A 16,124-nucleotide genomic window follows, 5' to 3' on the forward strand; every position below is an offset into this window, starting at 1 on the left:
TCCAGTATTTATCGCAGGCGGCGATGGTCGCGTAGTAAGTGGTTCCGGCCAGCCACGTCGACGGAGTTCCGGACGCGCCGCCGGGATACCAGCCCTCGCCCGTCGGAGCGTAAGGCGGACGGCCCGGCACGTGCGTTTGTCCGGGCATCAGCAATAGCAGATAAACGGCGGCGGGGGATGCTGTTACCGGCACGGCGGCTGTCGAAAACGCAAGCGGGTTCTGATAAGGAGGATTGGTTACATCCGAAGCGGTAAGAATAGTGTAGCGATTGGAGACGTCCAGCGCCCCGACGTTACCGGTGATAAGAACCAGCGAAAATACCGTCGAACCGTTCTGAAGTATCTGTTCGGGGACGGAAGACGCAAAAATATCGTCGAAAGTAAGCCGCACAGTGGCGGTTGAGTCGGCGGGGTTCCAGTCGGAATCAAGAGCAGCCACCGTGACGAGAAAAGGCGCGCCCGCGGTTTGTACGCTTGGCGAATCGGTTTTCCCCGGAGCCACGCCGGGCGTAGCGGTCTGGCCGGGCAATAATATTTGAAGTTCCGTCGCAGGGCCGGCGCATACTTGGGCCGCAAAAGCAACAACCAAAAAACATCCGACGGGAAGTGATGCCGTCTTACCCATTTTACCCCACCCCTCTGCCTGCAAATAACATCCTCGTTATATGTGACAAAATAAAAACCGGCTCGACGAAAAAGCTGCGCTAAAACAACAACCACGGAAAGCGCAAAGCCCATTTCGACAAACCGGCCAAAAAATAAATCACTTCGGCCATTTCGGCAACCCGGCGAACAAATGTCACGGCGATTTCATTGCGTCGTGATTTAGTCCCGTGGCTTTGCGTCCCACCCTTTCGGCGTGGTTTGCCTTTGTCGCTGACTCTTGTAGTCAGTTTATATCAGAAATCCCGTCCAAAATCAAGTTTTTTTGAAAATAAAAAACGGGGCGGGTTCGGCGATACGGCCAAGTAAAATATATTCTAAAGATAATTTTAAATTTGAGTTACTAAAGGCGGGCCGTTTCTCCGTCGAGCCACCGACGGAAAAAAATAAAAAACTCCCCCGACTGGACGATGTTCGAACTTATTTTGCAGGGGCAGAAATTAGGTGTTTGTGTTGATTTTTTAGGTATTTTTGCTAAAAATAAGCGTGACAAACACTTGGATATGGTGTGGAAAATAGGGTCTTTGGCAGGGGCGCGAAAGGGTTCGGATATCCTGAAAATAGGGTTACTGCTGCTTAAAACGTTGTTTTTGCTCCATGGGTGGGTGCAAGATTCGATTACATTACACACAGGGAACGCTCGCTGTCACTCCAAACTCGATACCAAGCGCGGCAGATGTTCTATCATATATAGCGGGATGGAAAGGATTTTATCGTGGAAAGTGAGTTTCCCCGGCGACAATCTCACGCCGAACTTCGACTTTTTTTCGTCGAGGAACACTCTTAGCGACCGGAGTTTCCCCTGCTTGCCGGATTTTACCTCCACGGGCAGGATATCCGCCCCGACGGCGATGATGTAATCGACCTCCGCGGAACTGCTTCTTTTGTCTCTGGCCCAAAAATAAAGCCCGCCGCCTCTGCGGCTGTCGGAGTATGCCCTCAATTCTTGCCCCGCGAACTGCTCGGCGACGGCGCCCGCGTTTATCTGTATAAAATCTTTCTCGACACTCAGCCGCCCTTCGAGGCCGCAGGCGTTTTGCATAAGTCCGACGTCAAGAAAGTTCAGTTTGAACTTCCGCTCGTTTATATCGGCCCCGAGGGGCAGCCCCGATGCGCTCGTCGAATAAACGATTTTGACGAGCCCCGCCAAAGACAATAAATTGAGCGCGTCTTTTAGGTCTCTTGAACGGCTGTCGGGGTCGATGCCCGAATACTTGATTCTCTGGCCGACGAGCCGCGGCGCGGCGTCGAAAACTTTTTCAAGATACTGATGCCGGGAAAGCCCGGCGTATTTTCCGAAATCGCTCCTGTATGCCTGAATAATCCCCGTCTGCATCCTTTGGGTATTCATCATATCTTTTGAGTCGAGATAATCTTTTAAGACCGCGGGCATTCCGCCGACGATAAGATACGTTCTTAAACATTCCAGAAGTTTCTCGTGTATGGCGTCGTCAATTTTGTCGGTGGCTTTAAGGCCGGACAAAAATTGCCGCAGCCGGCCGTTACCCGAAGCATCGAGATATTCTCCGAACGAGAGCGGCTCAAGATAGATGAATTGTATCCTGCCGACAGGCATCTTGAAATCGGGTTTTTTTAGCGCGAATTCAAGAAGCGAGCCGGCCGCGATCACGGAGAGTTCCGGCATCTTCTCCTTGAAATATCTCAAAGACATCAGCGCCCGCGGGGATTCCTGTATCTCGTCGAGAAAAAGAAGCGTTTCGTTTTTGTCGATTTTTACGCCGAGCAGCATTTGCAGTTTATTGACTATCTCGGACGGGTCGAAACTGCGGAAACATTCCTTGAGTTGCGGCTGAAACTCGAAATCGACCGTGACGCAGTTTTTGAAATGCGCTTTCCCGAATGTTTCCACGAGGTAGCTCTTGCCCACTTGCCGCGCGCCCCGGATTACAAGAGGTTGACGCCCTTTCTGCGATTTCCAGGATAGAAGCTCTTTTTCGATGTCCCTGCGCATTGTTCCGCCTTTAATCTGTTTTATACACAATCTGGCTAAAATACGGGGGTATTATAGCATTATTTTGGCTAAAACACAAGGTATGTGGCATTATTGATGGGGATTTAATATCCACCCTTTCGTTTTTTTGGAAGGGCGACGGACGTCTATTCGGCAAGTTCCCGCAAAGCCGACGCGACGCCTTTCACAACATACGACATCTTTTCGTAGTCAAGTTTTTCCCATATGTCGGAATCTTTGTGATAATGCGGGTACCTGAAAAAAGCGGTATCGGTGAACATTACGGCGGGATATTTTTCCTCCCAGAATGACCAGTGGTCCGAAAGATCGGCACCGGGGGCAAAACCCAGCGTTATGGATTCGACCGGAAATGACGTTCCTTTCCTGAAACCGGAAACGACTTTATTCAGAAGTTTTCTCGACGGAAAATTTCCCGCCAAGCATATAAAATTCCCCTTGTTCGGATAGACCGCTCCCAAAAGCGGCGGGTATCTCTGGGAGAAAGTTTTTTCCGTGTAATAACCTATCATCTCAAGAATCACCGCCCCTTTGATGACATCGCCTTTCTTTTTTAATTCTTTTGCATACACGACACTGCCCATATCCCCGGTTTTTAAAAACGGCGGCTCCTCGTTTACAAAAGCCACAAACCTTATCGTGTGTTTCGTGTCCCTTTTTGAAAATTCCCTCGCAAGTTCGATAACACCCGCCACGCCGCTCGCATTGTCGTCGGCGCCGGGATTGAAACACGTATCATAATGCGCGCCCACTATGATAACTTCGCAGGGTTTTTGCGAGCCCTTTTTCTCCGCTATTATGTTGCCGACTTTTTTATTCAAAACATCGTAACTTTGAAATCTTACGCTGTAACCGAAAGAGGACAACTGACCGGCTATATATTCCGCCGCTTTTTGAAGATTATGATATTCGAAAACGCTCCTGTCGCCTATCTCATGCGAAAGTTTATAAACGTGTTTTTCAAGCCGCCCGGCAAGCATAATATCCTTGTCCTCGCGGATGCTCCCAGACGCCCTGCGCCAGAAACGCCAGCCGTATGTCGTGGCGGAGATTACGGCAAAAGCGCCGACGGTGAAAATTATCAGCGATATGATTCTTTTTATGCTGGTTCGAAAGGAAAGTTCGATAAACATCCGGTTGATGTCCGTTTGAAAAATCGCCCCGAGGGGGCGGGCGACTTTCGAATATATTTTATGCGCTATCCACTCTGATTTTCACTGACCCGCGACAACGATATCTTTCACCCGTATTTTCTCGCCGTCGCGCAAATATAACATTGAAGATTGTATCACTCCTTTGTTGACTTTACTTTATGCTCAATAACCGCTCATCGGCGCTCCCTTTGTGTCCTTTTCATTGCAGTTTATATAAATAAGATTTATCCAATCCGTATCTTTTTTATCATTATTATATAGCCAACCGCCCCTGCTATCAGGTTCTTTACCATATCTGACTTTGTTTGTAACAGGAAACCCCTCTATCCCGGTGTCTGCATCGGGTATTGCTTCAATATATCTTGGCACAAGCGCGTCAAGAGTTTCAGGATAAACACCATCGTTATCTGAGTAATAAATAGTTAACGCGGTGCGAAGCGCGCCGAGATTGCCTTTTATACTTTCCTCTTTGTTTTTTCTTACTTCTTCTTTTGTAATTTTTCCCTCATTGTAAAGTTTATCCGCAATTTTACCGATTTTTTCATCGGAAATATAAGCAACGGCACGGATAATATCAACCGAGACCGTCTTGTCATTCAAGGTTTTATTAAGATATATTAGGGCTGATTTTGAATTTATATTTTTCAGCGAGTTTATTATCTGTTGTTTCACTTCCGTGTCTTTCTCTTTTAATAATTGCTCGCCAAGTATTTTGACTCCAACCTCACCCGCATTTGCCAATGCGCGCGCCGCTTCTCTTCTTATTTCTTCGTTTTCACCATAAAGATACTTTGTAAGACCTGAAATGATTTTTTTGTTATGCGTCTCTCCCAAAAATTCACCCAAAATTCCTATTAAAATTGTTTTTTTATCCGAAGAAACCGGCTTTTCAAGTTCCTTGAATATACGCGGAACGGCCGAATCGCCGACGCCAAAAAGGGCTCGACAAATATTGGACATAAATCTTATATCTTCCGTGTCCATTGCTTTTATAAGCAATGGCGCGGCCGACTCACCCATCACTCCCAATTTCTTTATTGCTTCATCCTTGTCTTTACTTAAAACTTCCGGATTTTTGAGTATCTCGATGTTGCGTTTGATTTCTTCCTGTTTTGCGCCATCCGACATCTTTGCAGATGCCAAAACCATACTTCCACTGATAAAAATAACCGCTACAAAAAAAACAATTTTTTTAATCATACCCGCCTCCGATATTTATTTCTCCTGTTTCTATTTTACCCATTGCTCCGAATTTGTGATTTCATCTATTTTATCTTCCAGTCGCCTGAGTTCATCGGGAGCGCCCGTATCGCCAAGATAGTGAACAATGGTTTTAGTTTTTCCTCTCATAATAATTGAAGTAATAACATACGGCAAATCAGTTACTATGTATTTCTCGTAGCTGTCTTTCAAGGAATAATAATTTATTTTTTCAAACTCTATAATAAGTTGTTTGATTTTTTCTTTGCTGATATTCGCTTTTCTTGTCTTCCAAGAAGCGCGCGTAAAAGGTTCGGGGCCGATATCAAAAACCACTTCGCCGCGTCCATATACGGTCAATTTATAAGCGCGGCAAGGCACGTAGCCGGCGGTTTTTTTTAGCGTTATTACGACATCTTTTATTTCATCTGACGAGATTTCACTGATTTTTTTCTTAATGCGCGCTTCCTCTTCTTTCTTGTATGCTTTAAGCGCTTCCCGGGCACCGGGGTCTTCTGCTTTTTCCAGCGCTTCCGAAGCCGCTCGCCGCACGGAAACATCCGGGTCATTCAAAAGAATCATAACGGCCGCGATAGTTTCTTTTTCTAAACTTCCTATTCTCCCGACAACTTCCACGGCACCCTGGCGCACATAAGGATTTTTATTTTTTAATGCTTCGGCGAGAGCCCCCTGAATGTGGTCAATAACTTTTTCGGATTGTTCCAATTCTTTATTCTTATCTAAATTCTCGATAAAAGAATCCATCGCAATTTTATTGATATTAATTAAACCGTCAATTGCCGATTGTCTGACATGAGGATCTTCGTCTCCCAATGCTCCGATGAGGGCAGAAACCGCTTCCGGGGTGGCAGGCGCAATATTCCCCAATGAATAAGCCGCGGCGGAGCGCACCGCAGAGTCCATATCCTTCAATGCTTTTATAAGAAATGGCGCTGCTTTTTGCGCATTGGAACCAAATCTGCCGCCCAGTGTAATAGCCGCCCACTGTCGGACATGATAATCATCATTTTCCAAAGCTTTAATAAGCGGTGGAACCGCATCGGGCCCGATTTGAATTAGCGCCATGGCTGCGTAAGAACACATCAGAGTGCTTCCTAAACACTGAATTAATATTGGAATTGCTTCTTTTGCTTCCGGGCCTATTTCGCCTATGGCTTTCATAATCGCAAGGGAAGGAAAACTCGCGGCTTCCGTATTTTCAAGCGCTTCAATAAGAGCCGGAACTACTTTTGGCGAGACCGGTCTGATATTACCTAATGCCTTGGCCGATGCCGCCTGATGATACCCCAAATCCAAATAATCCGTAGGTTTTTCTTTCAAGCACCGAATCAACTCGGGAACCACGCCTTTATTAACTGCCCCTATCTTGCCCAGGGCTTTGGCGGATGCGGCTCTAAGGCCGGTTGGGTTGCCGGGTTTCAGAGCGCCAAGTAAAGCCGGGACCGATTTTTCGGCGGCTGGACCCAATTTTCCCAATGTTTCCGCAGCGTGTTCTGCCTTGACAAGATTCTTGTCTTTCAAAAATAAAATAAGTTCGGAAACAATTTTTTTCTTTGCCACCGCATCTAATTTTTCCAGTTCCTCTTCCGCGGAATTGCGTATAGTGTAATCATCAGAGACCATTCTCTCGGATAAAGCGGCTGCGCTGCTTATAGAACAAAATCCCGGCAGAATTATTCCGACAATAAGCGCGGAAGACAAAGTAACGGAACATAGATTAAATTTGTTTTTCATATTAGTTTCTATGATTTCAGTTTTGCTTCTTTTTCGACCGAAACACAACCCCAACACTCTGACTCCTTATCTCTTTTATTCTAATAAGTCCTGTTGTAGTTCTAAATTCAATCGGCTTTGTGTCATCCCCTCCATAACGCGTATTTTCATGGGATCATGTCAACTATTATTCTCTTCAATTATTTTCTTCTTATAATCGGGAAATAATTTAAGATTTTTATTACTTTCAAGGTAATTTATTTTTATTAAAAAAGTTTATTATTTTCTCTCTGGGATCTTTAACTGGCTTGTTTTCTCTATTACTATTATTTTCACTGGAGCCGCCGGTTTCAGGGGCATTTGTTGTTGTTTTTGGTTTAGTTTCTGCCTCTGGGTTAGATCCTATTGGTGTATATGATTCAAGACATTTTTCTTTTTTTATAAGCTTCCCATAACCATCATAGTAGTAAACATAGCCGTCGTGAGAAGACGTCCACCCAAGAGGTTCATATGATTTCTTCCTTTTTTCTTGCCGGATTTTCCAAGGATTAGTATATTTCTTATTCCGTTCGACTTTAATGAGGGTCTTTGTTCTGCCGTCATAAGTATACGCATTGCCATCTCTATAGATTACATACCTTACAAGATTGCCTTTTTCGTCACGATATTCAACTTTATTTTCTTCATCATCAAACCACGGCGTCAGATCCCCGCGTTTCAACAGCTCTTCTTTTTTTAACTCTGCATAAAACCATTCCGGCTTTGGGTCGTCAATCTGTTTCGCCTCTTTTATAAATCCTTCTATAGTCGTCTTTGCTTTTTTGTCAAAGCCGTAGATACCGTCAATCAATGCCAAAAGAGCAGATGTCCCATACAAACGCTTTTCAGATGCCTGTCTGCCGGCCCAAGTGGCATACCAGCGATTGTACGACCTTCGGAATTTTCTATCATTTAAAGTTGTAAGATTATCAATCATTCCTTTATCGAAAACACCTTTCCATATATTAGTATAAATTCTCATATCTTCAAATAATGGAGTTTCATCTTTTGAATTTGGTTTGGGCGTCATACCTATTCGGTTTAATTCTGAATATAAAAACACCCCGCGCAAAAAACTCTTATGCTCGGTGGCGCGGCTTTGCATTTGATCTTTTTCTTTGAACTTTCTGAGGTCTACCGCATGATTGATTTCGTGCGCTAAAATTAAAGACAATTCAGACGGCGGGCGGTCAAAATGCCCGGGGTTTATCAGAATGTTAAATTTTGTTTTTGGTCGGAAAAAATCACCAAATGCCGCGCCGTATGTATTGTCTCTGTGTAATCTATAAATACGAACATTAAGTCCGGCATTTACTAATTCAGAATAGGTTTTTGGTAAATGTCCGCCATCAGACCATTCGGTCAGTATTTTTTTACCTGTTTCTGTTCTATATAAAATTTCCAATGCCTGTCTGATTTTTTCTTGGCTTTGGGCCGAAGGCGGCTTGGAAAAAATGTATTGCTGTATCGGGTATTGAGCAATCAATTTTTCTTTTATTTTCCATATCAACGTCGGCGGTTTAGGTTTATCAAATACCGGCAAAGGAACAGGCACTGTCGCAATATCCCCGACAGAAACAGTTCTAATGGAAGTTAACAAAAGAATAAGAATAAACCCGTTTTTTAGAATCTTTTTTAAAATAATCATGGAATTTTATTCCCGGAACTTTATTCTCCTGACAAATTCTTCAAAACGTTTCAAGTTAGTTTCTCCTGCTTCGGGTGAATCAACCCCCAATGAAACCATACAACTCAGCCGGTAATAGCCGCCATTTTTACTTACACACCATATATTCCAAATGTCTCCGCCACCCGGCGAATCACGATCGCGGACCAAATAGGATACCCCATCATTATCGTTATTCAACTTTATTCGCTTAAAAGTTTCTTTGACTACGTTAGAGTCATATATCTGTTCATTATATTCTTTTGAATATTCTTGAGAATCGATATATTTTTTAATTTCAATATTGCCAGTAATCTTACCCGGTCGGGCGGCTCTTGATTCCTGAATAACCAGCAGATGGGCTTTTCCATCTGTGCTGGTATATTTTTTGACACCCAAAAGAGGAGACTGAACTTCAATCTCAATACCCATCTCGTCAAACGAGTAGCGACCATAAAGGTCAATAGGTTGTGACATATGTTTCTTTGATGCTTTTAAGTAAACAAAAACCGCAACGATAACCACTAAGATAGATAAACCAATAATAAGCACCTTAATTTTTTTTGTCATTTTTTTATCCGGTGTTCCGATAGGAATAACCCCGCAAACGCGGAATGCCTCGCCTTGCAGGGAAACATCTACCGGGGCTCTCTGTTCAAGGCATCTCTTACCGCTTGTACGAGAAAATCCGGTTTTTCGTAACCCGTTATATCAAGCGTATTTGTTTTGCCGTCGCGCATTGTAAATATTAAACTCCTCGATTTCCATATCATCGCTTTGTAACGATTGTCTTCGATGCCGGCCACTTCACCAAATGTTACGGAGAATTTTATTTTGGAAGTCCTGCGGCAGACTTTTATAATTCGTCCGGGATAAACACAAATCACATACCCGGAATATCTAAACCAGTTTATAACCCAGGCGCTCGCAATGCCAAGAAAAATAACGGCAAAATAAAACGGGGCGGGATCTCCCTTTAAATTTTCCGCATAAAAAAACGGCAGGACAAACAGCGCAATGCTTCCGCAAAAGAACATTGCAAAAAGGAAAAATCCGCGCATAAATATGTAGTCGGGAAATTTTAGGCGAAATTTCCACTCGAGTTTTTCCGGTTTTGCCGGATCCCCATAGGCGACTTCCCTGACGATTGTATCCGTCGCGGGAACTTTTCTTACAGGTATCCAACCCGTCAGAAATTTTTGAATTTCTTTTCTTTGCTCCGCGTCAAAAATAATAAGCGAGGCGCGTTTTTTGGTGATGTTTTTAGACTTTTCCCCTTCGTCATATTGAAATTCAATACCGCAGTCGGTAAGCGCATTATTATAATAATTTTCAAACGGGGCGGCGTTAAACATCCATTCTCTTTTATATTCTGTTTTCCCGTATTTGAATGTGGTATCGTCCACAATAATTGACGGCAATTTTGCCCTGCCTGCGGCTAAGAATATAACCAGCAGAACCGTCGGAATAGTCATTGAAAGTATGTAGTATGTTGTAGAGGCACCATAAGAACTGAAATGATTGAAACCAATAAACAATGCCACGGCTAAATAAACCGCGACACAAATCAAAGGGTTGATTTTTCTTTGGGATTTAGGATGGAATTCTGTTTTCATTCGGGCACCCGTTCCTTATCTGTCTGAAAGATCCCGGTCTTTATTGTCCGGGTTTTTCTTTTTTTCAAAAATTGATTTAAGGAGAATATCTACCGCCCCCCATATCAGAACGATAATAAAAAAACGGACAACTCCGCCTATTGCGCCCCACGCCGGCGGATTCCAGCCATAAACGAGATTGATAGAAAAATAAAATATAGCACAGGCAAAAAAAAGGGAAAGTATTTTCATGGTTCTCCTTTTTTGCTTTCTACTTGTTCACCACATCTTTAGTCACATCTTTCCCGCCGCGCAGGTTGATAACAATGGACTTTACGCTCCAGAGCGGCCCCCATGGAATGCCCCACCAGCCCAATATAAGTGTTATGAGAATATATGGCCATCCTTTGCTTAATGCGCTTCCTCCGGCACGGACAAAATAAATATTTGATGACCGGAGAAACGATATAACAATAACGGACGCGCAGTACTGGAATACGACGAATCTTCCTCCCTTCTGAATTTCAAGAGAAATTTCCCCGTCCGTCATCCCTTCAATCCCGATGATTTTCACGCTTCCCCTCCGTTCTATTATCTCACATCTTACGATAGCGGTCACCAAATCTGATATCTGAGAGTGAGGTTATCTTCTTTTTCAAAATTACACGCGGCGCGGAATTCCGCTTTGATATCCGTCGCCCGACGATTTACCACGAATACACCGACTGCCCTTTGGAATCTTTATGCGTGCAATCTATGATAATATTCCCGCTTTTGGGGTCATAAAGCCAATGTCCCGTGTCTTGAAGGGGCGCCGGATCCACTTTTCCCTGTTTATCCGAAAATGTACGGCTCTCAATTGCGGATGAGACGGCGTGACCATATCGTCTCAATACTATCGGGGGAATCGCGCCCAGATATCTCCAGAGGAGCAATTCCATATTTTTGGGAAAGCGGCCTTCATTGTCCGCGTAATAAATCGATATCGCGGAACGAATTATGGCTAAATTTACTTTTGTCGTTGCTTCGCCAAGGTTTATAATTGAGTCCGATAGAGGAAACCGATCTTCCATTGCGCGGCTCATGTTTATGAACTTATTCAAACCATCTTCCGCCTCTTTCGGCACATCTTTAATTGTATTGAACCATTCCTCCATCTTTTTGGTGTCTCCTAATTTATGATATGTATCTCCGATGAGATGGCGGACAATAAAAGCATTTTCAATATTTTTCTTTACACTCTCTTCATAATAAGGAAGCGCTTGCTGCAGAAACGAAAGTTCCCTGTAGATTAATTTCTCGGTTTCATTCGCCCAATTTTTGATTCCTTCCGGAACATTTTCCATGCCTTGCAATTTTGCCGTGTGGCTAAGCACCGCCTGCAACTCGCCGTGCAGATGATATTGATAAATCAACAAAGCCAAGAGATCCGTATTGTTGGCTTTGCCCTTTTTTAAAATTTCTTCCGTGTCTTGGGCGGTTTTTAACCAGTCCGGGATCGTCTTATCTTTTTTGGAAGGCATCTTCATGAGCAATTCGTTAATTTTGTCAAGAGATTTTTTTTCAATGGGCGGGAAGGCCGCCGTCAGTCGTATAATCTTTGCCGTATTGTGAAGGGCGTTGCCGATTTCATACGAAGGAGCGCCTTCTATTTTGAGCCGCTGAGCGTAAAGGTCATACCGAACCCAACTTGGAAAATCCCGGCTGTCTTTGGGTTTTTTAAAAAGAGAAGCCGGTTTAAGGGTTGAGATGTAACCCTTTTTTTGCTTCGCGGTTAGTTTCGGCCCATCGGATTTTTTTTCACCCGCCCTCTTAAAATCATCCGAGTACCCGGTAAAATAACAAGTGGGGCATGTCCATGGGAAGAAAATCATCGGATTAAATCCCACCGTAAGCTGGAGCAAATCGCTGTCAAATTCTCCCGAATATGTCGTTGACATAACTTCTTGTGCGTTGAACCCGGTGCCGTCTACAGGACAGATTAGACTAACCTCTGACTCTGTCGTTGCTAAAACCGGCATCGGATATGCCGACAGAAACAGTATAACAATGCCAAGCATTCTTAATCTTGTTATCACACACCCTCCCTCAAATTTTTTACCGTCTACCGCGCAGCAACTTCAATATATCTTGCAAGAGTGGGCAAATAGGTCAGCGCGGCCAGGATTCCCGATATCCAGTAAAGCAGTTTCTTGCGCGGACTGAATTCCGCCTGTCTCCTGATTTTTGAAATTAGCCATGCCATCAAAAGTCATGCCCCATAATAAATCAAAAAATATACCGCTACTTGTCCGAGTTCAAACAAAACAAAAAAGATTTTAGAGCTCATAATTCCGGTTCCACGCGGTAGCCGCCGCGTTTAAGCCTGTTTACGAAATCCTCAAAACCGGCGGATTGTTCCAGAATAGCGCGCAGATTCCCATCCTCCACAGCATACAGGGCGCTGCCCGAAAGGAACGGATGCCTGACGGGCGGCGTCCCCGGCGGCGGCAGAGCCGTGCCGGCCAGAATACCCGGACGATCGTTAAAAACCAGCACCTTGCGACTGCCTTTGTAAGCCGCCCGGTGCCGCCCGCCGTCAGGTTCCATCTCCAGCGTATTAACGAGATGCTCAAAAATAGGCAGATAGACCTTGAACCGGTCTTCCGGCGCCGAATAAGAAATTACGTACAGAAAGCCCTTGGCTTCAAAAAATGCGGTGTACCCTCTCATATGCGGCGCCTTCGGCCCACCGCCTGATGTCTCGACCCAATCGCCGGATTCGGCGAAGCGCTTAAATTCCAGGCGCTTTGTCTTAAACTTTTTTACACTGCCCACGCTGGTATTCGGCAGGTTCTTTGAGCGGTCTATCAAAGCTTCAGGCGTCAGATATTCGTATCCCCCGACACCGGGGCGCGCGGAATATTTTCTGATGTCTATGCGCACCAGTCGTTCGGTAAGATGAAGGATTTCTATCTCCCAGTTCCCTTTGACGCCGGGCTTTGGCGTCAGGTAGCGGCCCCAGTCCGCGGAATCGGGAGCATCAAAACTTATCTCCACCGTGCCCGGTATAGCGCGAACCCGGGTGTATTCCGGCGGCTTTTCTTTTTGAGCGCAGCCGGCCAGGCATATTAAGGCCGTTAAGACAACTGTTTGCGCCGCGGCGCGTATCGGCATATTGCTTGTACGGTAAGGGGGGTTAATCATGCTTTAATCTCCTATCCGGTCCGGATTGTGATGAGTCCGGCGTGAAATTACTTACCTAATTGTTTGTCAGGTTATTCTTGAGCCATTCATGCACTTTGAGGAATCGCTTGGCTTTTGAATTAGACAACATTTTATCCCCTACATATAGGCGGGATTCGTAAACCTCGCCTGCCATCCGCACATTGATACAAATGGCTTCCTGCCCAAAAGTGGAAAACCTTTTGGGGGCGATATTTTTTGGAAGAGCTGTAAAGCGATTCTTCTCGACCACCTGATATAATTCCCATACTTTCTTGGCGCTTATTTCTGAGGGCACCTTACGTGATTTCAAACCCTTAAACTTTTCGTTTAGATGTACAAGAAACCATGCAATATCCGGAGGAAGTACCCTAAATGCCTCGCCCTGAATCAGTTCGTCAGCGTCATTAAACAATGATGGGAACTGCATTTTGTAGGACTTCATTGCTATGTGGACCGCTCCGAGTTCGAAATCGTAAATGTTGCCGTAAAGCCGGATTTTGTATGACCATGACTCTGACAGTTTATCTGAGTTCATCCCGGGGTCAAAACTCCATGTCACGGCAAAACCGGGTGGCATATCCAGCAATCTCGGCTCAGAACTGTCGTATACAATTGGATCGGCGAGAAACTGAAAACCTGCCGGAATAGCCCGTATCCGAACATCTCCATCACTGACTTTAATTGTAAGAGATTGAACACGCGCAGATTCAAGTCGGTCATTCACATATGAAGGATTGTTAAACAGTGCGCGGCCGAGTTCATCCAGGTTTTCCGTATACGCGCCTGTCTTGTTTTTGAACTTTGTCTCATACCGGGCCAACATCCGGATAGCGTTTTTGGATATTTCTATATTCCAAAACTGCCCGTTGAAGAATGGCCGGATAGATAATGCGCTCCACACGATGACGATCAGAGAAATGCCCAATATAACATAGTATACCCGTGCGGACCGAAAACATACTGGCATCTGTTTCAGAAATAATCTCTTGACGATAAAGAGCATCAAAATAAAAACCAGCCAGCATAGTGTCGGGAAGAACGGCTGAAAGTATACCCACTGTCTGATATAAAGCAGAGCAGAAACACCAAATCGCGCCCACAGAAAAAACACTGCGAGCTCCACTGCCAACCAACCCGTGAAATTCTTTATATCCGTGGAGCCGTTAGGGCTTCGGGTCATAGGGTTCAAATTTGTAATTCGCTCTGTAATTTTCATAGTGTTTCTCCGTTTTCTTGAGTTCATCTTCCGTCAACCAACCGGTTCCCGGCAACCGCTGTTCTCTTACTTCATCCGGAGTCTTCCCAGACCCATATGCCATAGCAAAAGATGATGTGACCTTCAACTTCTTCAACCCCAACCAATATTCCCTCTCACTAATTTTACCCTGGCTAAAATCTATGCGCAATTTGGCCATGTCAAGGGCCAACTGCCGGTCGGAGTTATAACGCAGGTGCACTATTTTTTGGTAGTTCTCAATACCAACGCTTTTCAAGATTTTGTAGTCCGCCTCTATTTGCCCTTTAGATGGGGGCGCCCCGGAACGCCTCGCTTCGGCATAAACCTTATTCTGCTCAAGATGTGCCTCATACTCATGGTAAACCGAGGAATAAATTGTGCCGCCCTCTATGTGTTGCCTGGCGTGCTGTCCTTCGTGTGCCAGTGTTACGGCAAAGTCCGTCCGGTTGAATTCCGGATTTTTCAATGCTTCTTCATTGACAGTAATCTTCTTGGTTGCCGGGTCATACTGGGCAACCACCCAGGGATTCAGTGTGCCCGCCCCTATAGGCACATTTGATTTGGCTAAAAAATCCAGGATTTCTTTTCCGGAAGGCGACTGGGCCAGAAGATTGACCCCTTCGTTTTTAATCTCCTCCGCCCGCGGATCTGAAAACTTTACATGGTTCTTGACATTCTCCCAGAATTCGGGAACGGGAACGGCTCTGATTTTCTTCTCAGTCGGCTCAAGTTCTGTTTTTTCTTCACGGAGAAGTCCGGGTGTAGTTCCTTGAATTCTGGGCACGGATGGGGGCTGCACCGGCTTCTTCACAACCTTTTCCGGCGTATAGGTCTTGGGGGCATAATCCACACTAACTGACCAACCCTCACTACTCCATGCCCCCACCTTTTTCACATAGCCCAGAGAGACCTCTTCGCCCGGGGGCACGCTTGTGTCTCCTCTCTTGACAAGGTTTTCTATGTTTTTGCTCTCCGTAACCCATACCATAACGCTTTGGGATTTTTTGGAGCCATTATAAACCCTATATTCCACTCCGTAAAAGTATTGGGTTTTGTCCCACAGAGGAACCTTCTTAAATATGATTGGGCCGACGGACCACTCCCCCTTGGACATCTCCCACGCTCGGGCACTCTTATCATACCGCTCCTTTTCCTGTTGCTCCTGTTGCTGTTGGTGCGCCTGTTTATGCTGCCGATATTCCCACTCGACGCGTTCCTTCGTGCTATCATAGATTTTCTGTCCACACTGCGGGCAGGTAACAGACCATTGCTGATCCTGTTTTGTCGTGTCCGTCAGTTCTTTAAATATATCCACCAACGGCTGATATGGATCGTCACTCGTACCGCCCTTTGTTCCTCCATCGCTTTCACGCCATTCGCCGCCGGCATCCTTTCCATGTACTTGTTTGTTATGGTTAATCATTTGCATTGTGGCACTTTGAGAAGGAGGCCATGCATGCTTTATCCTAAAGTTACAATATTTGCAACATATATCAGCAAACAAAATAGATACAGTGCAACAGATTGTAACGCACGTAGTAAAAATTAGCAAAAACATTTTAGTTCCAAACGTTTTTTTAATCATTTGAACACCGCCCCACTTTCATTATTCCGATGGACAACCGTTTGCGCCACGGCG

The 16,124-nt window shown here is 45.0% G+C and carries 14 protein-coding genes and 1 riboswitch; all 14 genes read right to left on the minus strand.

All coding sequences use genetic code 11. From position 1 onward, the window contains the following. The coding region (locus CVU77_04260; protein ID PKN01508.1) for a hypothetical protein at positions 1–625 on the minus strand (625 nt) is incomplete at its 3' end. A gap of 151 nt (positions 626–776) precedes the next feature. Beyond that, positions 777–879: riboswitch (cyclic di-GMP riboswitch) on the minus strand. A gap of 430 nt (positions 880–1,309) precedes the next feature. Next, a complete protein-coding gene (locus tag CVU77_04265) occupies positions 1,310–2,635 on the minus strand; it encodes a hypothetical protein (GenBank protein ID PKN01509.1) in 1,326 nt (441 codons plus the stop codon). A gap of 146 nt (positions 2,636–2,781) precedes the next feature. Continuing rightward, on the minus strand, positions 2,782–3,786 hold the full coding sequence (locus CVU77_04270; GenBank protein ID PKN01510.1) for an aminopeptidase: 1,005 nt from the start codon (positions 3,784–3,786) through the stop codon (positions 2,782–2,784). Between the two features lie 183 nt (positions 3,787–3,969). After that, positions 3,970–5,007 carry a hypothetical protein gene (locus CVU77_04275; GenBank protein PKN01511.1) on the minus strand — a complete coding sequence of 346 codons (1,038 nt, stop codon included), beginning with the start codon at positions 5,005–5,007 and terminating at the stop codon, positions 3,970–3,972. Positions 5,008–5,037: 30 nt separating this feature from the next. Further along, positions 5,038–6,762 (minus strand): hypothetical protein, encoded by a 1,725-nt coding sequence (locus tag CVU77_04280; protein PKN01512.1) that lies wholly within the window; start codon positions 6,760–6,762, stop codon positions 5,038–5,040. 226 nt (positions 6,763–6,988) lie between these two features. Beyond that, positions 6,989–8,428 carry a hypothetical protein gene (locus tag CVU77_04285; protein PKN01513.1) on the minus strand — a complete coding sequence of 480 codons (1,440 nt, stop codon included), beginning with the start codon at positions 8,426–8,428 and terminating at the stop codon, positions 6,989–6,991. A gap of 6 nt (positions 8,429–8,434) precedes the next feature. Beyond that, positions 8,435–9,016 carry a hypothetical protein gene (locus CVU77_04290; GenBank protein ID PKN01514.1) on the minus strand — a complete coding sequence of 194 codons (582 nt, stop codon included), beginning with the start codon at positions 9,014–9,016 and terminating at the stop codon, positions 8,435–8,437. A gap of 68 nt (positions 9,017–9,084) precedes the next feature. Next, entirely contained in the window at positions 9,085–10,062 is a 978-nt protein-coding gene (locus CVU77_04295) for a hypothetical protein (GenBank protein ID PKN01515.1), read from the minus strand. Positions 10,063–10,077: 15 nt separating this feature from the next. After that, positions 10,078–10,293, minus strand: coding sequence for a hypothetical protein (locus CVU77_04300; protein PKN01516.1), 216 nt, complete (start codon positions 10,291–10,293; stop codon positions 10,078–10,080). Positions 10,294–10,312: 19 nt separating this feature from the next. Continuing rightward, positions 10,313–10,591, minus strand: a complete 279-nt coding sequence (locus tag CVU77_04305) for a hypothetical protein (GenBank protein PKN01517.1) — start codon at positions 10,589–10,591, stop codon at positions 10,313–10,315. A 157-nt stretch (positions 10,592–10,748) separates the two neighbouring features. Further along, positions 10,749–12,101 (minus strand): hypothetical protein, encoded by a 1,353-nt coding sequence (locus CVU77_04310; protein PKN01518.1) that lies wholly within the window; start codon positions 12,099–12,101, stop codon positions 10,749–10,751. A gap of 265 nt (positions 12,102–12,366) precedes the next feature. Further along, entirely contained in the window at positions 12,367–13,227 is an 861-nt protein-coding gene (locus CVU77_04315; GenBank protein ID PKN01519.1) for a hypothetical protein, read from the minus strand. Between the two features lie 55 nt (positions 13,228–13,282). Further along, on the minus strand, positions 13,283–14,464 hold the full coding sequence (locus CVU77_04320) for a hypothetical protein (protein PKN01520.1): 1,182 nt from the start codon (positions 14,462–14,464) through the stop codon (positions 13,283–13,285). Then, positions 14,412–15,914, minus strand: coding sequence for a hypothetical protein (locus CVU77_04325; GenBank protein ID PKN01521.1), 1,503 nt, complete (start codon positions 15,912–15,914; stop codon positions 14,412–14,414). The genes CVU77_04320 and CVU77_04325 overlap by 53 nt, the downstream gene beginning before the upstream one ends. Positions 15,915–16,124: the final 210 nt, after the last annotated feature.

Source organism: Elusimicrobia bacterium HGW-Elusimicrobia-1, from assembly GCA_002841695.1.
Taxonomy (GTDB): domain Bacteria; phylum Elusimicrobiota; class Endomicrobiia; order PHAN01; family PHAN01; genus PHAN01.